Below are 20,173 nucleotides of genomic sequence, written 5' to 3'. Positions count from 1 at the left end.
GCCGCGCACCGTTCCGCTCGACGCCCGGCCCGCTCTGCGACCGGGCCCGGAAAGGAAGCACGATGCGCACCTCTTCGGCCGCGAAGGCCTTCGCAGGCGGTTTCGCCCTGCTGTTGAGCGGAGTTCTGCTCGCGGGTTGCGGCCCCGTCCCCGATCCGGGCGCGGTCGCGCCGGGCCTCGACGCGCGCGCCGACGTCGTCTCCGGCGTCCAGCGCAGCGACGCCGCGGCAGCGCTGCTTCCCGCGTCGATCCGCGACAGCGGCGAGCTGCGCATCGGCCGTTCCGTCGGAGGTGCACCGCCGTCCGCGTTCTACCTGGAGGACAACCGCACCGCCGTGGGCCTCGACGTCGACATCGCCGAAGCGGTCGCCCGCAAGCTCGGTCTCCGCCTCGACGCGCAGGAGGCCGCCTTCGACACGATCCTCCCCGCGCTCGGCAGCGGGAAGTACGACGCGGGCACCGGCAACTTCGGCGTCACCGAGGAGCGCAAGAAGACCATCGACTTCGCCACCTACGTCCAGGACGGGCAGGGCTTCGCGGTCCGCGCGGGCGACCCCGGCGGTCCGATCACCGACGTGACCCGGCTGTGCGGGCGGACGGTCGGCACCACCAAGGGCACCACCTTCGAGGCCACCCTCACCGCGCACGCCCACCGGTGCGCCGAGATCGGCGAGCCCGCCTACCAGGTGCAGGTGTTCTCCGAGAGCAGCGCGCTGTACTCGGCGCTGGCCCAGCGCAAGATCGACGTGATCATGGGAGCCGTCAACGGCCTGCGCTACGCCGCGACGCAGCAGCCCGCGCTGGAGCTGCGCAACGAGTTCCGCAGGCTCGACGTCGGATTCGCGCTGGCCAAGGGCTCACCGCTGGCGCCGGCGCTGCGGGCGGCGGTGAACGAGCTGATCCACGACGGCGGCTACGCCCGCATCCTCGCCAAGTGGGGCGTCACGCCGTCGGCCATCCCGGAATCACAGGTCAGCCCGCCGGAGATCCACTGAGGACCGTCGGCCGGGGTTTTCCCGCCGATCACTACCTGATCAGGTGGTGCTCGCCCTCCTCCACCGCGCGCGGGGTCCGGATCAGACCTACTCTCCTCGGCGAGTCGACCCTCGCCTGTGGAGAGGAGTGTCCAACGTGGAGGACTCCGCACACGCCGTCGTCCCGCTCCGTCCCGGATTCGACATCCAGGTACGAGGTTTCCATCGCCGCCAGGTCACCGAGCACATCGAGTTGCTCGAGGATCAGCTGCGCATGGTCAGCATCGATCGCAACGAGGCGGTGGCGCTGAATTCCGATCTGCGCCGCCTCTGCGACGACGCGCGGCACGACCTCGCCGAAGCCGAACTCCGCCTCAAACGCATCGAAGCCTCCGACACCGGTTTGCCGCACGCCTCGCAACGCGTGCAGAACATGCTGTCGTTGGCCGAGGAGGAAGTGCAGACGCTGCGCGAACAAGCGCAGCGCCAGGCACAGACCATGCGTGGCAGCGCGGAATACGAAGCCCAACAACTGATCAGCGCGGCCGAGCAGGCCGCCGAGGACATGCGCAGCGAATGCTCCCGCCTGGTCGACGAGCTCGACGCCAGGCAGCGCCAGATCCGCCGGGAGCACGAGCAGAGCCTCGCCGAGATCCGGGAACGCGAGCGCGTCATGCGCCACAACATCCGGGACGAGTACAAGGCGGTGGTCACGGCCGCGAAGGAAGAGGCCGACGAGCTGCTGTCGCGCACCCGGTGGGAATGCGGGCAGCGCGATGCCGAGACCGAGCAGCTGCGGCTCGACGTGCTGCAGGACCTGCACACCAAGCAGGCCCGCATGGAGGAGCTCCGCACCGCCGTTCTGTCCTCTTTGGACAGCGTCGGACGGTTGGTCGGCGCCACCACCAACGAGATCGGCGCGCAGGAGATCGACAACGTCATCGACGCCGAACTCGTCGGCGAACCGGCGCAGCACGTGTGGCTGCCGGAACCACGAGGGGACACCCAGAGCTACCTGATCCCGCTGGGTTCCCCGCTCATGCCGACGAGCTCCGGTGACGCGGAGCCCGCCGCCGACACCGACAGCGAACCGACCGACGCCGTCCAGCGGAACTGATTCGGAGCGAGCACGTGGACCTGATCGTCATCTCCTTCGCCGGTGGTGCCGTGGTGGCAGCAGTGATCTTCTGGCCGCTGCTGCGCCGCGCCCGCCGCCGGGCGCACGCGGACACCCCGCCCACCGGCAAGCACGCGCTGCGCACCCCGCAGCAGCAGGCGAAGCCCACCGGCGACACCGCTCGCCCCGCTGCGGCCGAACCGGACGCGCGCCCCGCAGAGGCCGCGCCGGAACGTGCGGACATCCCGCACCAGGAGACCGCCGCCGACCGCTCCGCGGAGCCGTTGCCGGACCGGCCCGAAACCGACGGAGCGCTCGGGGTCAGCGTCGCGACGCTGCCGACGGCGCTGTTCGAAGAGCACTACGAGGCGAAGTTCCGCCGCACCCGCGACCGCATCGAACGCCTCCGCAACCAACTGCACGAGCAGAACTGAATTCGCCGAACACGATCAACGGCGGCAACGCACCGGTATTACCACCGAGTCGTTGTCGCCGTTTTGCGTCGCCCGCCGCCGAGTGGAGCACAGCGGCGCCGCTGAACGCCCCGCCAGGCGGCGGCCCGGGATGCCTCCGAGCGGAGCCGCGCCCACCGTGTTGTTAGGTTCGGCGCCTGCGCGCGCGCCGCGACCCCGAACGGTGGAGATCTCCAGTGACCAGTTCCGCAACACGCCCCACGCTGTACCTGGTCGCCACGACCGGGAACCCGAACTACGGCGACGAGCTGATCGCCGCGACCTGGCTGAAATACCTGGCCAAGGTCGCCCCCGACAGCGAGGTGTGGGTGGACTGCCCCAACCCCGGTCCCAGCGAGGTGCTGCTGGGGCACCTGCACCCGCACGTCCGGTTCACCGACACGCTGTGGCGGCTGTGCTGGTCCGCGCCCTCCGACGAGCCGTGGGAAGTGGCGTCGTTCGTGCAGCACGCCATGATCAACCCGGGGCTCGCGCCGCACTGGCTGGCCGGCATCGAACTCGCCGCGCGGGCCGACCTGGTGCACATCATCGGCGGCGGGTTCATCAACGGGATCTGGCCGCGGCACTACGGGTTGCTGGCCGGCGCGGTCGCCGCGGTGCGCCGCTCCGGCGGGCGCGCGGTGATGACCGGGCAGGGCCTGTGGCCCGCGCCGGAGGAGGCGCACCCGCTGGTGCGCAACCTCGCTTCGCAGTTCGAGCTGATCGACGTCCGCGACGAGCCGTCCGCGGAGCTGCTCAACTCCGCGGGCCAGCTCACCGCGACCGGTGACGACATGTTCTTCGGCATCGAGCCGGAGCTGTACCGCACCGACGACCTGCGGGACGTGATGATCTGCCTGCAGTCGGACCTGCTGGACGTCACGGTGCCCGCGCTGGCCGGTTTCCTGCTCGACACGCTGCGCGCCTGGGACGTGCACCCGGAGCAGGTCGGGATCATCGAGGGAATCCCGCGGGTGGATCGGGAGGTCTTCGCGCTGGTCGAGCACGACCTGCCCGGTTCCCGGTTCTACGCCTTCTCCGAGATCATGGATCACGGCCTGCCCGCCGCCGCCGGTCAGCGCTGGTTGTCCACCCGGTTCCACATGCACCTGATGGCCGCGGCCGCCGGTGCGCACGGCGTCGCCGTGTCGATCAACTCCGGGTACTACACGAACAAGCACCGCTCGTTGATCCAGCGCGGCTCCGGCTGGGGCCTCAGCGAAGGGCTGCAGGTTCCGCCGCCGCCGCAGGAAGGCGGGTACGAGCAGTCCACGCTCGCCGCGCTGCAAGAGGCCAAGTCGAAGCTGGCCTGGTCGATCTACGGGGACTGACGCCGCCGGGCGGCGGCGTGCTTCACGCCGCCGCCTGCTCCGGTCCGCTCGCCGAAATCCCGCCCTGCGTCGCCGGATGCAGGACGTGGATCTCGGCGTCGGGTTTCTCGGCTTCCGCTTCCGCCTGGGCCGCCGCCGCGTCGCGTCGGCGGTCGGCGATGTAGAAGGGCGCTGCGGCCAGCACCGGCACCAGCATCCCCGCCAGCATGATCACAATAGAAGTACCCGTACTCAAAGGTCACCGAATCCCGCCGCCGCGGTGAGAAGAAGTCCCACGTCTGAACACGCCGAACGAACGTGTCGTAAACCTCATCGTCGTGGCGGAGGGTGTTCGTTAACACCACTCGAAAGTGCTCCTGATCACGAATTGATCGCGCCGCCGCAGCGCCTCTGACCACCCGACTCTCCGGTTCCACGCGCACCCGATCGACGCTACTCAGGGTGATCAAAAATCTCGGCCGTCGAGCCGCCCTCGCGACAGGGCGAAGCCTCGTGCGCAGGGAAGAACCGTGCCGCCGCAACGAGTTCTCAGGCCGGGAGCCAGCGCGCCGTCGGCCACTGCTCGCGATTCCACGCGCCGTCCCAGAACATCCACTCGTACTCGCTGGCGCGCGCGAACGCGGCCAGCATCCGCTGCCGCATCGGCGCATCGGCCGCCGCCGCGACCCGGTCCACGAGCTCGCGGGCGTTGAGCACCGCCGCCGCGAACTCGTCGTCGGCGTACGTCTCGATCCACCGCCGGTACGGGTGGCCCGACACGTCCCCGACGGCGGCCAGGATCTCGCTGCCCACGTGCTGGTACACCCAGAAGCACGGCAGGATCGCCGCCAGCAGCACCGGATACGGCTCCACCAGCGCGCTGCCGCGCAAGAACGAGGTGTAGGCCGTGCACGACGGCGAGGTCACCACCCCGGCGAGGTCGGCCTCGGTGAGCCCGAACTCCTCCACGTACCCGGCGTGCAACCGGCGTTCCTCCACCAGCGCGCCTTGCGCCGCACCGGCCAGGAACGCCGCGTCGGCGGGGTCCTCCGCCCGCGTGGACGCCGCGGTCAGCGCCTGCGCGAAACCGACCAGGTACCGCGCGTCCTGCACGATGTAGAACGCGAACCGCTCCCGGTCCAGCGCGCCGTCGGTGAGTGCCGCGTTGAACGGGTGCTCGACGATGGCCTGCTGCAACGCGGCGGTGTGCTCCCACGCGCCCGCGCAGAAACCGCCGGGCGGTGGGGCGGGAAGCCTGCTCATGAACGGTCCCTCCAGGAGATCGGGTTCACCACCAGCGGTGGAAGTGGTGCACGGGGCCGTGCCCCCGGCCCACGTCCAGCCGGTCCGCGGCGCGCAACGCCTCGGTCAGGTACTCCTTGCCGTCGCGGACCGCCGAGGACCAGTCCGGCCGCTGCGGGCGCAGTGCCGCGATGGCCGCCGACAACGTGCACCCGGTGCCGTGGTCGTTCGTGGTCTCGATCCGCTCGCGGCGCAGGAACTCGGCTTCGCCGTCGCCGCGGAAGAGGTCGAGGCTCGCCGCCTCGCGCAGATGCCCGCCCTTGAGCAGCACCTGCTTGGCGCCCAAGCCGGTCAGCCGCTCGGCCTGCCCGGCCATCCCGCCGGAGTCGGTGATCTCCCGCTCCCCCAGCAGATCCGCTGCCTCCGGCAGGTTCGGCGTGATCAGGTCCACTCGCGGCAGCAGCTCGTCGCGCAGCACCGCGACCGCCTCGTCGGCGAGCAGCCGGTGCCCGCTCTTGGCGACCATCACCGGATCCAGCACCACGTGCGGCGGCGCGTAGCGGTCGAGCACGGCCACGACCGCGCGGATCACCCCGGTTCCCGCCAGCATCCCGATCTTCACCGCGTCCACCCGCACGTCGTCGAGCAGCGTGGTGAGCTGGGAGGTGACGAACTCCGGCGGTACTTCCCGCACCTCGGCGACGCCGGTGGTGGTCTGCGCGACCAGCGCCGTCACCACCGACATGCCGTAGGCGCCGTTGGCGGAGAAGGCTTTCAGGTCGGCTTGAATCCCGGCACCGCCGCTGGGGTCGGTTCCGGCGATCGTCAGCACGTTGGGAACGGGCCGGGCGAATTCCGGCCGGGCAGCACGAACGGTCACGTGGGTGACGTCCCTCCGCTAGCACGAACTAGGTCAGGTTCGACGGGTCTGCTCTCAGCCCGGCCGCTCGCCGGGCACCCCGCGTCACTGCCCCCAACCTAGCAAGCACGGTCAACCCGCCGGAGTCGCCGATCTCGCCGTGCCCTGCGCCGCTCTCATTCGATGAGCCCGATGACCGCTCCCGCGGCGAAGTGCTCGCCCGCCGCGCCCTGCCGCCACAACGTGCCCGAGGCGGAGGCGCGCACGGTGCGCCGGACGCCGTCGGTCACCACCTCCGCGACGGCGGTGCCGCTGCGCACCGGGGCGCCGTCGGCCGCCAGCCAGCGGGCGAGGACCCCCGGCTCGTGCGGATCCTGCCGCGGCCAGGGGAAGTGCAGGTCCGTCACGAGCACACGCCTCCGCAATCGATCATCGTTGCGGTCAGCATGAGCGGTGATCCTTCTCACCACAAGCGAAGCGCGTGCTCGGCTTCGTACGTCGAGTGGCCCAGCGCGGCATCCGCGCCGGACCGAGGGTGCTCCGCCGAACAGCCGCATTAACACGATCGGAGCAGCGCAGCCAGTCATTCCAGTAGCCACGCGAATGCAACGTGCGAGCTGATCGATCCGTCTAGAGTTCGAGATCCGGCCAAGCGGATCGAAGCGCGGCTCGGGACGTCCTGACAGGTATGGGGGTGGGAGCGAAGTGTTCCCCGATCAAGAGCACGTCTGGTGGATCGTCGGAGCAGGGCAGCGGGTCCGGCACGCGATCACGGTGCGCCCCGGTGCCAGACCCGCCGGTGATCCGGTGACCGCGCTGTGCGCGACGACGATCAAACTCCCGCACGAGACCTGGCCGGCCACCAAGGAACCGTCGAGCCGCCGCATCACCGAGCGTTGCCCGGAGTGCGAGCAGCACGTCGACGAACAGCTGGAGCGCGACCGGGATCTCGTGGTCACCACCTGGGACGCGTGAGCGCGAGCGAAGTCACACATCCGACCGCTGATCACCTAGTGAGGCGACCCTGCGTGGCGGATTAAAGTTGACGCAATGGACACCACTGCCGACGCCCCTCAGTCCGCCCGCTCCCGCCGCTCGACCCGGCCGGATCCGGCGAAGGTCTGGGCTCCGCTGGCCGGTCTCGCCGATGCCGCGGCGCAGAGCGGGACGTCCGGAGCCGTCGCGATCACCCGCGGATTCGACCGCAACAGCAGGCTGCGCGCCAAGGCGCTGCGCGACCTGCTGGAGGAGCGGAACGTCGCGGCCATCGAGATCACGCCCGCGGTGGGCAGCGAACGCCTGCTCGCCGACACCGAGATCACCTCCGTGGTGAACCTCATCGGACCCGGTTCCTGGGCTCCCCACCGGCTGGCCGCGAAGCTGCGCACGCCGCTGCTGGCTCCGCGCGCGGAGGAGAACTCCGAGCAGGACGAGGTCGCCAGGGACGTCATCGGCGTCACCGGTGCCGAAGGGGCGCGCGACGTCGCCCTCTCGCACGTCGCGGTGCGCCCGGAGTCCGACGGCGAGGGCAGCCTCATCGTCACCGCCGACGGCGAACCGCTGTCGGTGCCAGGTGGCGCCGCCGCGATCACCTTGCGCGAGCAGCGGCTGGAGATCCAGCTCGCCGGACCGGACTTCGCCGAGCAGACCTTCACCGCGGCCGAGGTCCGGGTGGAGACGGCCGACGCGCCGCACCGCCTGGTCCGCGACGAACTGCCCATCGCGGAGTTCGAGGGCGCGCTGACCTTCACCGCCGAGCCGCGGGGCCTGGTCGTCCGACCGGTCTGACCGAACCCGCGCGATACGCACGCACCGAGCCGCTGCTCACCGGCCGACGCCACCGGGCAGCGGCTTCGTCGTGTCCGGGCCCGGTCACAGCACCCGGTTGAGCAGCGCCGTCAGCGCCGCGAGCACCACTCCCACCAGGGCCAGCGTGAGCGGTGAGAGCGTGCCGGGGAACAGCGCGTTGCCGACCGCCCACCAGAGCACCAGCAGCGCGACGAGGGCGAGCAGCGCGCTCGTGACGGCCATCAGCGGCCGGTAGCGCGGCACCGCCCGCAGGTTGGCCCGGGCCACGGGTGTCATCCGGCGCACCGTGATCGCCACCGGCAGCACCACGAGCGCCACGACGAGCACGCCCAGCAGCGAGTCCGACCGGGTCGGGGCGGAGCCGAGCCCGAGCAGCAATCCCAGCACTCCGATCGCGAGCACCAGCAGCACCCGGTGCAGCGTGCGCCACAGCAGCCTGTCGTAACCAGCCATGATCGCAGTGTCCCAGGACGTGCCCGGACCCCCTAGAGCGCGCTCGCTCCCGCGCCGGGCCGCCACTCCGGGTGAGCACCGGCGTGGGAAATCTACGATTAATCAAGCGAACACCCGTCACGTCAGTGATCCTGAGGCGTCTCAGCCACGAGAGCGCACCGCACAGGCGCGTTCGGCGCAGAGGGAGGAGGTCGGCGTGGTCAGCAGCGAACAGTGGCAGGTCAGCTGCCGCGATGTCGCGGGCAGGCGGCGGAGCATGGCGGTGTACGTGCAGCAGGGCAACGTTGTCGTGGTCGCACCGCCTGGGGAGACCGCCGTGCTGGCACCATTGGAGGCGGGTCGGCTGCGAGCAGCGATACGGGAGGCCGTGGTGGCCGCCGCAGCGCCGGAACAGAGCATTTCGGACCAGTGAACCCTTCCCCCGCGCCTCCCCTCAAGGCATTATCTACTGACGAGTAGTTAAATCGGAGGAGACGCGTGGCGATGTGGCGACGGCCGGCGAAACGGACACGAGAGGTGGCGGCGGACGTCGTCGCCCGAGCCAAGGGGGACCGCCTCAGCTCCGGCTTGCACACGCTGTGGCTGCTGGTCCGGCAAGGCGTGGTGCGGCCGATGCGCCCGGACAAACTGGTGCGCATCGTGTTCGCGTGGCGGCGCTGGGGGGTGACTCCCGCGCTCGGCTACGCCGTCGCCGCCATCCGGCACCCGGACCGGCCCGCCGTGATCGACGAACGCGGCGCGCTGAGCTTCCTCGAACTGGAGCAGCGCACCACCCGCCTGGCGAAGGGCCTGCGCGCCCGCGGCATCCGCGACACCAGCCGGGTCGCCGTGCTGTGCCGCAACCACCACGGGCTCGTCGAGACGATCGTGGCCTGCGGCAAGCTCGGCGTGGACGTGGTGCTGCTCAACACCGGCCTGCGCCCGCAGCAGGTGCGCACCGTGCTGGCCGAGCAGCAGGCCGACCTGCTGGTGACCGACGTCGAGTTCACCGAAGACCTCGACATCGCGGACGACCTCGACGTGGTCCTCGCCTGGACCGAGGGCACCACCCGCAAGGCCACGCTGGAACACCTCATCGGCAGCTCCACGGGCGGCGCGCTGCCGCGCAGGCCCCGGCACGCGCGGATCATCGTGCTCACCTCCGGCACCACCGGCACGCCGAAGGGAGCCCGCAGGCCCGCCCCGCCCGGCGTCGGACCGGCGGCGACGATCATGTCGCGGATGCCGCTGCGCGCCGGCGAGCGGATCCTGCTGGCGGCGCCGATCTTCCACACCTGGGGACTGGCGGCGTTCCAGCTGAGCTCCGCGATCGGCGCGACGCTGGTGCTGCGCCGCAAGTTCGAACCGCAGCAGGCGCTAGCCGCGGTCCAACGCCACCGCGCTACCGCGATGTTCATGGTCCCGGTGATGCTGCAGCGCATCCTCGACCTGCCGCGGGAGGCGCTGCGGCCCTACGACACGTCGTCGCTGCGCATCGTCGCCGCCAGCGGTTCGGCGCTGCCCGCCGACCTGGCCACCCGCTTCCAGGGGGTCTTCGGCGAGGTGCTCTACAACTTCTACGGCTCGACCGAGGCGTCCTGGGTCAGCATCGCGAATCCGCGGGACCTAGCCGAGTCCCCCGGCACGGCGGGCCGCCCGCCCCGCGGCACCAGTCTGAAGATCCTCGACGAGCACGGCGCGCCGGTGCGCGACGGCGAGACCGGGCGGATCTTCGTCAGCAACGACATGCTGTTCGAGGGCTACACCGGTGGCGGCGGCAAGGAAGTGCGCGGCGGCATGCTCAGCACCGGTGACCTGGGGCGGATCGACGAAGCGGGCCGCTTGCAGGTCGTCGGCCGGGAGGACGACATGATCGTCTCGGGCGGCGAGAACGTGTACCCGAAGGAGACCGAGGACGCCATCGCCACGCTGCCCGAGGTCTCCGAAGTCGCGGTGATCGGCGTCGACGACGCCGAGTTCGGGCAGCGCCTGGCCGCGTTCGTCGTGCTCACCGAGGACGCCGACCTCGACGCGGAGGCCGTGCGCGAACGCGTCCGCCCCGCGTTGCCGAAGTTCGCGCTGCCGCGGGACGTCACGTTCCTGGCCGAGCTGCCGCGCAACGCCACCGGCAAGGTGGTGCCCGCCCGCCTGCGCGAGGAACCGGAGCCCACCGAGACCGAACGGTGATGTCCCCGCGGCGCCGATGCGGTCCCGGCGCCGCGGGCCACCGCGTTAGGCTCGGTGAGGTGAACGACCGTCTAGTGTGGATCGACTGTGAAATGACCGGGCTCGACCTGGGCTCCGACGCCCTGATCGAGATCGCCGCCCTGGTCACCGATGCCGACCTCAACATCCTCGGCGACGGCGTGGACATCGTGATCCACGCCCCGGACGAGGCCCTGTCGGGGATGCCCGAAGTGGTGCGCGACATGCACGAGCGCTCCGGGCTGACCGAGGAGGTACGGCGCTCCGCGGTCACCACCGCCGAAGCCGAACAACGCGTCCTGGACTACATCCGCGAGCACGTGCCGGAGAACGTCTCGGCGCCGCTGGCGGGCAATTCCATCGCGACCGACCGCGGTTTCATCTCCCGCGACATGCCCGCGCTGGACGCGCACCTGCACTACCGCATGGTGGACGTGTCGTCCATCAAGGAGCTGTGCAGGCGCTGGTTCCCGCGGATCTACTACGCGCAGCCGGAGAAGGGCCTCGCGCACCGCGCGCTGGCCGATGTGCGGGAATCGATCCGCGAGCTGGCGTACTACCGCCGCACCGCGTTCGTCCCGCAGCCGGGACCGACCAGCGAGCAGGCGCAGGCCGTGGCGGCCGAACTGCTCGACGGCGACGGCCTCGGCGACACCGGCAAGGCCGCTCACCAGGTCGAATGACGGGATTCACCGGTTCGCCCCAGGTGGCCGGGAGCCCGGTGACGACCGGCCTGACGGCGCACGCTAGGATATTCGTGTTGCTCCGGAAAGCCGGTTGATCGGCCGATCGGAAGCTGCGGTGGGTGTAGCTCAGTCGGTAGAGCACTGGGTTGTGGTCCCAGGAGTCGCGGGTTCGAATCCCGTCACTCACCCCATGCGAAAGGCCCGCTCCATTTCGGAGCGGGCCTTTCGCGTTGCTCAGGGAAAGGCGAAAGCGCCCCCGAAGGGGCGCCTCCACGTCGAATCGGCTCAGCGGTTGCCGCCGACCCATTCGCTCCACGGCACCTGCCAGTCACCGAATCCGTCCCAGGACCGCAGGTTCGGCCCGCCGGAGTTGGTGATCTCCACGACGTCGCCCTTCTTGAGCAGGTCGTAGACGTACCGGGCGTTGGCGTCGCTCATGTTGATGCAGCCGTGGCTGACGTTGCTGCTGCCCTGCTGGCCCACCGACCACGGCGCGGCGTGCAGGAACTCGCCGCCGTTGGAGATGCGCACCGCCCATTCGACCTCGGTGCGGTAACCGCCGTTGTCCACGTCCAGGCCGTAGCTGGAGGAGTCCATGACCTTCTTGCGGTGGTGCTCGGTGACCACGTGCACGCCGTTGTTGGACGGCCACTCGGGCTTGCCCAGCGAGATAGGCATGGTGCGCTGGGTGGCCCCGTTGACCTTGACCGACATCTGGTGGCTGGCGCCGTCGGCGTGCAGCACCACCGCGTCGCCGATGGTGATCGTCGCGGAGCGGTTCTCCTCGCCCCACGAACCGTTGCCGAGGTCCTTGCCGTAGACGTCGGCGGTCACGGTGATCTTGGTGCCCGGCTTCCAGTACTCCTGCGGACGCCAGTGCACCTCGCGGTCGTCGAACCAGTAGAAGGCGCCCTCCACGGCCGGTTCGGTCTGGATGCGGATCGCTTCCTCCGCCTTCGCCTTGTCCGGCGCGGGCGCGTCCTCGGAGAAGTAGAACGCCAACGGCTGGCCGACACCGACGGTCTGCCCGTCGAGCGGATTCATCGACACGTAGGTCTGGTTCTCGGGTTCGATCGTGGTGAAGGTGGTCCGCTGCGTCACCGGCGCCCCCGCCGCGCCCTGCACGGTGAGCTCGGCGGTGTAGGTGGTGCCGTAACCGAGGGGCTCGCTCACGCTCCAGCCGGCCCCGTCCGGCGTGACGGTGTTCGCGACCTGCTTGCCGTCCTCGTTGGTGAGCACCGCGCCGGTGATCTTCCCGTTCTCCGCGGTCCCCGTGATCGGCGCGATCGGCGAGACCTGCTGCGCCCCGTCGCCCGGATCGAACCGCACGGACGGCGGAGGCGGCGGCGCGGCCGGCGCACTCTTGCCCCCGGACCCGCTGCAGCTCGCGACCAACAGCCCCACCAGCACGAAGATCACAGCAGGAATCCCGCGAGACCAGCGCCCGGTAACTCTCCCGACAGAGTTAAGAAACAGCTTCATGCGTGACTGTCCGTTCGATCCGATCCCCACATCCGCCTGCGACCAGTGTGCATCAAACCCCCGACCGTGTGTCCGACGACCAGCCGTGCACGAAGAGTCAATCCGCGGACCTACGGCCATGAGACGCGCGACCCCACCCCCAGGTTGCCCCTCGACCTCGACGACACCCGCCCCGACCGGCTGAAACCCACCCCCGCCGCCGCTGCGCCACCCCCCGATTCGGCCCCCGAAACCCCGTGCTAAAGTTTCTTTCGTCGCCAGGGAGACGGTCCAAGACCGAAAGCCTGGAGGACACCACAAGCGCCAATAGCTCAACAGGCAGAGCAGCTGACTCTTAATCAGCGGGTTCGGGGTTCAAGTCCCTGTTGGCGCACCGAAGCCCCAGGTCATCGACCTGGGGTTTTTCTTTTGGTGGGTAGAGGGATATTTGATTCCGCGGCCAGCGCGAATGGATCGGCTTCGGTTTCGGTCAGTTCTGGTTTCGGGTTCGTGTGGTGAGCAGGGCGTACGAGAGGGCTGCCAGGGCGGCGGTCGAGGTGAGGGCTCGGGCGGTGTTCCAGCGGGTCCAGGTGGTGGCGTTCGCTTCGCGGACGGCGTGCAGGTTCGGTGCGCGGTCGGGTGGGCCTGCGGCGTCGAGCGCGGCGTTGAGCGGGAAGTGGACCACCGATGTGATCACGACGGTGGCCATGGCCAGGAGGAATCCGGCGGTCACCGACGCCCACAACGCCGGATGCGTGCGGCGGTGGGTCACGACCGCGATCAGGGCGAGCGCGGGGGCGCCGAGGAAGGTCGCGAGGAACCAAGGGTTGATGAACGCGACGTTGAACTGCTGCATGGCCGCGACGAACGTCCGGTCGTCTCCGAGCTCCAGTCCGGGCATCACTCCGCAGGCGAAGATGTAGTAGGTGCCTGCTTGCAGCCCGGTGGTCAGCGTGGCCAGCAGCAGGACCACCGATGCGAGCCGCGGCGAATCGATCATCGTCGGCCTCCGAGCCGGAGTTCCGCCACGCGGTGGCCGGGGTCGCGGTGGGTCACGTCGTCCCTTCCACTTCGCCGCGCTGTTCTTCCAGGGTTTCGCGGGCTTCCTCCCGGGACCCGGCGGTCGGTTTCGCTCCGGGCAGGGGGCGGCCCGCGGTCTCCCTCGCGAACCAGGACGCGATCAGGCCCAGCAGCCCGGCTCCGATGAGCACGAACGCCGGGGCGGTGGTGTTTCCCGTTGCGCTCACCAGGTATTCCGACAGCAGCGGGGTCGTGCCGCCGAACACCGCGACCGAGATGTTGTAGCTGATCGAGACTCCGCCGTAGCGAACGTGCGTGGGGAACAGCGCGGGGAGGGTGGAGGGCATCGTCGAGCTGAAGCAGATCAGCATCAGGCCGAGGACGATCAGGCCGCCGATCACGGCCCAGACGGCTCCGCGGCTGATCATCCAGAACGCGGGCCAGGACAGCACGACGAGCGCGCCGGCTCCGGTCGCGACGATCGGCAGGCGGCCGATCTTGTCGGAGATCCGGCCCAGCCGCACCACGAATCCCATGATGACCAGCATCGTCACCAGCACGAACACCAGCGCCGAGGTGTGGGCGTAGTGCAGGTCCGCGGTGATGTAGGTGGGGATGTACGCGGTGAGCATGTAGTTGGCGACGTTGAACACGGCCACCAGCGACACGCAGGTCAGCACCGGACGCCAGTGGTCGCGGAAGATCGTGCGGTAGATGCCGAGGCCGCTGCCGGCCGCGTCCTCGCCTGAGGACTCCGCTTGCTGCTGCGCGGGCGTTTCCTCCAAGCGGAAGCGCAGGTACAGGCCGATCACGCCGAGCGGCCCGGCCAGCAGGAACGGGATTCGCCAGCCCCAATTCACCATTTCCTGCTCGCCGAGCGCGGTGAGCAGGATCGTGACCACCGCTGCTCCCAGCGCGTAGCCGGTGAGGGTGCCGAATTCCAGCCAGCTCGCCAGGAAACCGCGTCGCTTGTCGGGCGCGTACTCGGAGACGAACGTGGTGGCGCCGCCGTACTCGCCGCCGGTGGAGAAGCCCTGCACGACCCTGGCTACCAGCAGCAGGATCGGTGCCCAGATGCCGATCGTCGCGTACGAGGGGATGAATCCGATGGCCACGGTGCCGAGCGCCATCATGATCATCGTGATGGCCAGGACCCGCTTGCGGCCGAGGCGGTCGCCGAGCGGGCCGAACACGAATCCGCCGAGCGGGCGCACGATGAAGGCGACGGCGAAGGTGGCGAACGTCGACAGCAGCTGGACCGTCGGGTTTCCGGCGGGGAAGAAGACCTTCCCGGTGATCACGACCAGGTAGCTGAAGACGCCGAAGTCGAACCACTCCATCATGTTGCCGATGCCCGCGGCGGTCACGGCACGGCGGACCTTGCCCTCCTCGACGATGTCGACCTGATCCTCCAGGCGCTGTCCGCGATGCCGCCGCTTGCGCGCGCTCGCCGCCATCGGCTCCTCCTCTGTCGGGGTCCGCCCCGGAATACCCGCGAACGATCATCGGCATGCGGGACGGTCCACCTCGGATTCGCCGCCACCACGCGCGATCCCGCGACCGGCCCCGCTCCGGCCTCGGGGAATCCAGCCTCACATCCCCGAATGCGCCGCACATCTTGATGTGGTCGCGCCCCGGCCACCTCGATCCGACCCGAACAGGTGACCGAATGCGGGATTTTTCCGCCGCGTCGAGTCGTTGAGCGGTTTGCCGGGTCCGAGAAGGTCGCTTACAGTGAAGTGGAGACGTCCCCGCTTAGATGGGTTTCCGCTGGACCTTCCCACGACCCGGCCGATGCCGCGTCGGTCGTGCTCGACCGCTGCCGCGCGGTGTCGTGAGCAAGAAGGTGGCCAACGCGGCACGCCCCGGAACCATCGCGCGACGTCATTCCCGTCCTTGTCTGATACCGACGGAGACTCCATGTCCCACCACAGCTCCACCATCTCGCTGCGGGTGAACGGCGAGGACCGTTCGCTCACGGTCGACAACCGCACCACCCTGCTCGACGCGCTCCGCGACGACCTCGACCTGGTGGGCACCAAGAAGGGCTGCGACCAAGGGCAGTGCGGCGCCTGCACCGTGCTGCTCGACGGCAAGCGGGCGGTGTCCTGCCTGCAGTTCGCCGTCGGCGTCGACGGATCCGAGGTCACCACCGTCGAAGGCATCGCCGACGGCGACCGGCTGCACCCGGTGCAGCAGGCGTTCCTGGACTTCGACGGCTACCAGTGCGGCTACTGCACTCCCGGCCAGATCTGCTCGGCCGTCGCCGTCATCGAGGAACACGCGGCGGGCTGGCCCAGCGCCGCCACCGAGGACGTCCGGCCCGAAGCCGGCGCACCACCGCTGGACGCTGCGGAGATCCGCGAGCGGATGAGCGGCAACCTGTGCCGCTGCGGCGCGCACAACTCGATCGTGCGCGCCGTCGCGCAGGCCGCCACCATGCGCGAGGCCGAGAACACCGTGTCCGGAACGGAGGTCTCGGCATGAGGGAGTTCGACTACCAGCGCGCGACCGACGTGCGCACCGCCACGACGCTGCTCGCCGAGAACCCGGACGCGCGGTTCCTCGGCGGGGGCACGAACCTCGTGGACCTGATGAAGACCGGGGTGGAGAACCCGCCGCAGCTCGTCGACGTGCGCAGGCTGCCGCTGGACGCCATCGAGGTCACCGACGACGGCGGGCTGCGCATCGGCGCGACCGCCACCAACAGCGACGTGGCCAACCACCCCGAGGTGCGGCGTCGCTTCCCCGCGCTCGCCCAGGCGGTGCTCGCGGGCGCCTCCGGGCAGCTGCGCAACGTCGCCACCGTCGGCGGGAACCTGTTGCAGCGCACGCGGTGCGGCTACTTCGCCGACGTCACCCAGCCCTGCAACAAGCGAGTACCCGGTAGCGGCTGTCCCGCGATCGAGGGCGAGCACCACAACCACGCGATCTTCGACTGGTCCGAGCACTGCGCGGCGACCAGCCCGTCGGACATGGCGGTGGCGCTGGCCGCCTTCGACGCCGCGGTGTCCTACGAGACCGCGGACGGCCCCGGCGAACTGTCCTATTCGGACTTCCACCGGCCCGTCGGGGAGCGCCCGGACCAGGAGATCGCGCTGCCCGCAGGGGCGCTGATCACCGGGATCACCTTGCCCGGTGCCGCGCTCGCCGCCCGCTCCCGGTACCGCAAGGTGCGGGAACGCGCCTCCTACGCGTTCGCCAACGGCTCCATCGCCGCCGCGCTCGAAGTCCGCAACGGGGTGGTCGACGACGTGCGGATCGCGTTCGGCGCCGTCGCGAACCGGCCGTGGCGGGCGCACGCCGCCGAGCGGGCGCTGCTCGGCCGCGCCGCCACCGCCGAGGAGTTCGGCGCCGCCGCCGACGCCGAACTCGCCGCCGCGACACCGTTGCCGCACAACGGTTACAAGGTGCCGCTCATCCGGAACCTCGTGGTGTCCGTGCTGACCGAAATCACCGAGGAGGCCACCCGATGACCACGATCGACCCGCGGGTGAGCGCGACGAGCACCACCTCCCCCGCCGACACCGGGACCGCCGGCTCCGCCCGCACCCGGCTCGAAGGCCGCGCCAAGGTCACCGGCGAAGCCCGCTACGCCGCCGACCACCCCATCGAGAACCTCGCGCACGGTTCGCTCGTGCTATCCACCGTCGCGCACGGCCGCATCACTTCGATCGGTGACGAAGCGGTGCTGGGCATGCCCGGCGTGCTCACCGTGCTGCACCACGGCAACGCGCCACGACTCAACCCGGAAGCCGGGATCTTCGGCCCCGACCCGGGATTGCAGCTGCTGCAGGACGATCGGGTGCGCTACGTGGGGCACCCGGTGGCGCTGGTGGTGGCGAAGACGCCGGAACAGGCCCGCGCCGCAGCCGACGCCCTCGAAGTCACCTACGAGGCGGAACCGCACGACTCCGAGTTCCGCGCCGACCACCCCGCCGAGTACGCGCCGGAAGGCGCGGGCACCGTCGACAAGGGCGACGTGGACGCCGAGACCGACGGAGCGGCGGCCGTCGTCGAGCAGACCTACAGCACTCCCGAAGAACACCACACCGCGATGGAGCCGCACGCGTCCATGGCGCGCTGGGAGGACGGGCGGCTGGAGGTCGTCGACGCCAACCAGGGCTCCTACCTGGTCGCGCAGATCCTGGTGAAGCTGTTCGACCTGGCCCCGGAGTCTGTGCGGGTCCGCTCCGAGCACGTCGGCGGCGGCTTCGGCTCCAAGGCCGCCGGCCCGCAGCTGGTGCTCGCGGTGATGGCCGCGACCCTGACGCAGCGCCCGGTGCGGGTGGTGCTGACGCGCCCGCAGGTCTTCGCCGTCACGTCGCTGCGGTCCGCGACCGAGCAGCGGGTGCGGCTCGCCGCCGACGCCGACGGCCGGATGCGCGCCATCGACCACGAGTCGCGGTCGTTCACCTCCACCATCAAGGAGTTCGTGGAGCTCGGCACCGAGCTCACCGGCGTGATGTACGCGTCGGAGGCCATCCGCACCCGCACTCGGGTGGTGCCGCTGAACGTGCCCTCGCCAGGCTGGATGCGGGCGCCCGGCGCGGCGCCCGGATCGTTCGCGCTGGAATCGGCGATGGACGAGCTCGCGGAGCGGCTCGACATCGACCCGGTGGAGCTGCGGCTGCGCAACGAACCGAGCGTCGGGCCCGTGTCCGGGACCCCGTTCAGTAGCCGCAGGCTGGTGGACTGCCTGGAGCAGGGCGCGAGCCGCTTCGGCTGGTGGCAGCGGGATCCGCGGCCCGGGGTGCGCCGCGACGGGCGCTGGCTGCTGGGCACCGGCGTCGCGGCGGGCTCGTTCGGGGCCGGGCCGATGCCCTCCACGGCCGCGATCACCGCCGAGGCCGACGGCACCTACGAGGTGCGCATCACCGCCGCCGACATCGGCACCGGGGCGCGCACCGCGCTGTCCCAGGTCGCCGCGGAAGCGCTGGAGGTGCCGCTGGAAGCGGTGCGGATCCGGATCGCCGACAGCGACTTCGGGCCCGCGTTCCTCGCAGGAGGTTCGCGCGGCACCGAGTCCTGGTCCTTCGCGATCATCGAAGCGGCACGGGCGTTGCAGAAGAAGCTCGCCGCGGGCGAGCAGGCACCGGTGACCGCGCGGGCCGACACCACCGAGCTGATCGGTGCCCGCAAGCAGCTCGAACGGCACTCCTTCAGCTCTCAGTTCGCCGAGGTCGCGGTCGACGTGACCAGCGGTGAGGTGCGGGTGCGGCGGCTGCTGGGCATGTTCGCGGTGGGGCGGATCATCAACCCGCTGACCGCGCGCAGCCAGTTCGCCGGCGGCATGATCATGGGCTTGTCGATGGCGCTGCACGAAGAGGGCGTGCGGGACGCGACGGGCAGGCAGGCCAACGCGAACCTCGCCGGGTACCACATCGCCGCGCACGCCGACGTCCCCGAGATCAAAGTGGACTGGGTCGACGACCCCGACGAGGACAACCCGTCCGGGGTGAAGGGCGTCGGCGAGGTCGGCATCGTCGGCACCGCCGCCGCCATCGCCAACGCCGTGCGGCACGCCACCGGCGTGCGGCACCGGAACCTGCCGATCAGCCTGGACCGGGTGCTCAACGCGGCCGGGTAGTACGCAGCAGGGTGATCACATCAGCGGTCCGCTCGCCCCGACCGGGGTGAGCGGGCCGCTTTGCGTTCGGCTCCATCGCGCACGATCCGGAGTGAACGGACCGATCGCCCAACGTGGTTCGAGTGAACGGACCGTTCGTCTAAACCCGTTGGACCAACGGTCCGTTCACCCATATCCCCACCACCGAGCCGCAACCGACTCCCCCCTAGCGCCACCACGCACGCCCGGAAGCAATTCCAGTGGAGTGAACGGCCTGTTCGTCCAATCCCGTTGGACGAACAGGCCGTTCACTCGAATCAGCTTCCGGCGTGAGCCACGCGAGACGGCGCGGCCATGAGCTCGGTGGGGGCGATGCCGGTGGAGTGAACGGACCGTTCGTCCAATGCGATTGGACGAACGGGCCGTTGACTCGGGTCAGTGGACGCGGAGGCCGTCGTAGAGGAGGTCGAGCAGCCGTTCGGCCTGTTCTCGGTGTTCGGCTCCCCCGGCGGCCATCGCGATGCCGAACAGGCCCAGCAGCAGGTCCGCCGCCGGAACGTCGTCCCTGATCACTCCGGCGCGGGCGCCCGCGTCCAGCAGCGGGGTGATCGAGTCGAGCAGCATTTCCTTGCTCTTGTCGTACGGGGCCCCACCGGAGTCGATGACGGCCCGCAGCGCGTCGGCCATCCCCAGCTTCGCCGTCGCGTAGTCCAGGGCGCGGCCCATCCAGGCCCGCAGCGCCTCCCCCGGCGGCAGCGTCGCCAGCAGGTGCGGCGAGGCGTCGCAGAGACGGCTCAGCTCGTGCCGGTAAGCGGCCTCGATCAGCGCCTCTCGCGTCGGGAAGTTCCGGTACAGCGTGCCGGACCCCACGCCCGCTTCCTTCGCGATGTGATCGAGGTGCGCGTCCAAGCCCCGCTCGGCGAACATCCGCGCCGCGGTGGACAGGATCTTCTCCCGATTCCGCTGCGCGTCGGACCGCAGCGGACGGTCGATGTCCCTGGCCATGCGGCGCCTCCTCCGGTCGCACCTCCCGGAAT

Annotated in this window: 21 protein-coding genes, 2 tRNA genes and 1 riboswitch; of the genes, 14 read left to right on the top strand and 9 right to left on the bottom strand. The window is 70.4% G+C overall.

Features of this window, described 5'->3' with window-relative positions; genetic code table 11:
- The first annotated feature begins 62 nt into the window (after positions 1-62).
- From BJ969_RS04245 to BJ969_RS04230, 4 genes are all read left to right on the top strand, one after another.
- Entirely contained in the window at positions 63-995 is a 933-nt protein-coding gene (locus BJ969_RS04245) for an ABC transporter substrate-binding protein (protein ID WP_184477491.1), read from the top strand.
- Positions 996-1,131: 136 nt separating this feature from the next.
- The gene (locus tag BJ969_RS04240; RefSeq protein WP_184477489.1) at positions 1,132-2,091 is read left to right on the top strand and encodes a hypothetical protein; all 960 of its coding nucleotides are present in this window, start codon (positions 1,132-1,134) and stop codon (positions 2,089-2,091) included.
- A 14-nt stretch (positions 2,092-2,105) separates the two neighbouring features.
- Entirely contained in the window at positions 2,106-2,525 is a 420-nt protein-coding gene (locus BJ969_RS04235; protein WP_184477487.1) for a hypothetical protein, read from the top strand.
- Between the two features lie 215 nt (positions 2,526-2,740).
- A complete protein-coding gene (locus BJ969_RS04230; protein WP_184477485.1) occupies positions 2,741-3,874 on the top strand; it encodes a polysaccharide pyruvyl transferase family protein in 1,134 nt (377 codons plus the stop codon).
- A 22-nt stretch (positions 3,875-3,896) separates the two neighbouring features.
- Here BJ969_RS04230 and BJ969_RS04225 read toward each other — a convergent pair whose 3' ends face one another.
- The 4 genes from BJ969_RS04225 to BJ969_RS04210 all read right to left on the bottom strand — a co-directional run bounded on the left by BJ969_RS04225 (position 3,897) and on the right by BJ969_RS04210 (position 6,361).
- A complete protein-coding gene (locus tag BJ969_RS04225) occupies positions 3,897-4,082 on the bottom strand; it encodes a hypothetical protein (protein ID WP_184477483.1) in 186 nt (61 codons plus the stop codon).
- A 320-nt stretch (positions 4,083-4,402) separates the two neighbouring features.
- The gene (tenA, locus tag BJ969_RS04220) at positions 4,403-5,116 is read right to left on the bottom strand and encodes a thiaminase II (protein WP_184477481.1); all 714 of its coding nucleotides are present in this window, start codon (positions 5,114-5,116) and stop codon (positions 4,403-4,405) included.
- A gap of 25 nt (positions 5,117-5,141) precedes the next feature.
- On the bottom strand, positions 5,142-5,975 hold the full coding sequence (gene thiD / locus BJ969_RS04215; RefSeq protein ID WP_184477479.1) for a bifunctional hydroxymethylpyrimidine kinase/phosphomethylpyrimidine kinase: 834 nt from the start codon (positions 5,973-5,975) through the stop codon (positions 5,142-5,144).
- Positions 5,969-6,067, bottom strand: a riboswitch (TPP riboswitch). Its footprint overlaps the gene before it by 7 nt.
- Before the next feature lie 63 nt (positions 6,068-6,130).
- Entirely contained in the window at positions 6,131-6,361 is a 231-nt protein-coding gene (locus tag BJ969_RS04210) for a biotin/lipoyl attachment domain-containing protein (protein WP_184477477.1), read from the bottom strand.
- Positions 6,362-6,659: 298 nt separating this feature from the next.
- On the opposite strand from BJ969_RS04210, the gene BJ969_RS04205 reads away from it, so the two are divergent.
- Together BJ969_RS04205 and BJ969_RS04200 are read left to right on the top strand one after the other, a co-directional pair.
- A complete protein-coding gene (locus tag BJ969_RS04205; RefSeq protein WP_184477475.1) occupies positions 6,660-6,929 on the top strand; it encodes a hypothetical protein in 270 nt (89 codons plus the stop codon).
- A 75-nt stretch (positions 6,930-7,004) separates the two neighbouring features.
- Positions 7,005-7,742 carry a hypothetical protein gene (locus tag BJ969_RS04200; RefSeq protein ID WP_184477473.1) on the top strand — a complete coding sequence of 246 codons (738 nt, stop codon included), beginning with the start codon at positions 7,005-7,007 and terminating at the stop codon, positions 7,740-7,742.
- Positions 7,743-7,826: 84 nt separating this feature from the next.
- On the opposite strand, the gene BJ969_RS04195 is transcribed toward BJ969_RS04200, so the two are convergent.
- Entirely contained in the window at positions 7,827-8,216 is a 390-nt protein-coding gene (locus tag BJ969_RS04195; protein ID WP_184477471.1) for a hypothetical protein, read from the bottom strand.
- A 196-nt stretch (positions 8,217-8,412) separates the two neighbouring features.
- Here BJ969_RS04195 and BJ969_RS04190 point away from each other — a divergent pair, with 196 nt between their 5' ends.
- From BJ969_RS04190 to BJ969_RS04175, 4 genes are all read left to right on the top strand, one after another.
- Complete coding sequence (locus BJ969_RS04190) at positions 8,413-8,628, top strand: hypothetical protein (protein ID WP_184477469.1); 216 nt, start codon at positions 8,413-8,415, stop codon at positions 8,626-8,628.
- Positions 8,629-8,732: 104 nt separating this feature from the next.
- Positions 8,733-10,382, top strand: coding sequence for an AMP-binding protein (locus tag BJ969_RS04185; RefSeq protein WP_343071214.1), 1,650 nt, complete (start codon positions 8,733-8,735; stop codon positions 10,380-10,382).
- A gap of 59 nt (positions 10,383-10,441) precedes the next feature.
- The gene (gene orn / locus BJ969_RS04180; protein WP_184477467.1) at positions 10,442-11,083 is read left to right on the top strand and encodes an oligoribonuclease; all 642 of its coding nucleotides are present in this window, start codon (positions 10,442-10,444) and stop codon (positions 11,081-11,083) included.
- 118 nt (positions 11,084-11,201) lie between these two features.
- Positions 11,202-11,277, top strand: a tRNA-His gene (locus tag BJ969_RS04175).
- A 94-nt stretch (positions 11,278-11,371) separates the two neighbouring features.
- Here BJ969_RS04175 and BJ969_RS04170 read toward each other — a convergent pair.
- The gene (locus tag BJ969_RS04170) at positions 11,372-12,490 is read right to left on the bottom strand and encodes a L,D-transpeptidase (protein WP_343071213.1); all 1,119 of its coding nucleotides are present in this window, start codon (positions 12,488-12,490) and stop codon (positions 11,372-11,374) included.
- A 378-nt stretch (positions 12,491-12,868) separates the two neighbouring features.
- Here BJ969_RS04170 and BJ969_RS04165 point away from each other — a divergent pair.
- A tRNA-Lys gene (locus tag BJ969_RS04165) sits at positions 12,869-12,941 on the top strand.
- A gap of 96 nt (positions 12,942-13,037) precedes the next feature.
- On the opposite strand, the gene BJ969_RS04160 is transcribed toward BJ969_RS04165, so the two are convergent.
- Together BJ969_RS04160 and BJ969_RS04155 are read right to left on the bottom strand one after the other, a co-directional pair.
- Positions 13,038-13,547 (bottom strand): anthrone oxygenase family protein, encoded by a 510-nt coding sequence (locus tag BJ969_RS04160; protein ID WP_184477463.1) that lies wholly within the window; start codon positions 13,545-13,547, stop codon positions 13,038-13,040.
- A 52-nt stretch (positions 13,548-13,599) separates the two neighbouring features.
- Positions 13,600-15,024, bottom strand: a complete 1,425-nt coding sequence (locus BJ969_RS04155; RefSeq protein WP_184477461.1) for an MFS transporter — start codon at positions 15,022-15,024, stop codon at positions 13,600-13,602.
- A gap of 463 nt (positions 15,025-15,487) precedes the next feature.
- Between BJ969_RS04155 and BJ969_RS04150 the strand changes: the two genes are divergently transcribed.
- From BJ969_RS04150 to BJ969_RS04140, 3 genes are read left to right on the top strand one after another with little or no spacing between them, the layout of a single operon-like run.
- Complete coding sequence (locus tag BJ969_RS04150) at positions 15,488-16,054, top strand: 2Fe-2S iron-sulfur cluster-binding protein (protein WP_184477459.1); 567 nt, start codon at positions 15,488-15,490, stop codon at positions 16,052-16,054.
- Entirely contained in the window at positions 16,051-17,043 is a 993-nt protein-coding gene (locus BJ969_RS04145; protein ID WP_184477457.1) for an FAD binding domain-containing protein, read from the top strand. The genes BJ969_RS04150 and BJ969_RS04145 overlap by 4 nt, the downstream gene beginning before the upstream one ends.
- A complete protein-coding gene (locus BJ969_RS04140) occupies positions 17,040-19,157 on the top strand; it encodes a xanthine dehydrogenase family protein molybdopterin-binding subunit (RefSeq protein WP_184477455.1) in 2,118 nt (705 codons plus the stop codon). Before BJ969_RS04145 ends, BJ969_RS04140 begins: the two co-directional genes overlap by 4 nt.
- A 414-nt stretch (positions 19,158-19,571) precedes the next feature.
- On the opposite strand, the gene BJ969_RS04135 is transcribed toward BJ969_RS04140, so the two are convergent.
- Positions 19,572-20,141, bottom strand: a complete 570-nt coding sequence (locus BJ969_RS04135; protein WP_184477453.1) for a TetR/AcrR family transcriptional regulator — start codon at positions 20,139-20,141, stop codon at positions 19,572-19,574.
- Positions 20,142-20,173: the final 32 nt, after the last annotated feature.

This window comes from Saccharopolyspora gloriosae, assembly GCF_014203325.1.
Lineage (GTDB): Bacteria > Actinomycetota > Actinomycetes > Mycobacteriales > Pseudonocardiaceae > Saccharopolyspora_C > Saccharopolyspora_C gloriosae.
The sequence above is the reverse complement of the archived record's forward strand: the minus strand, read 5'-3'. Positions and strand labels throughout refer to the sequence as shown.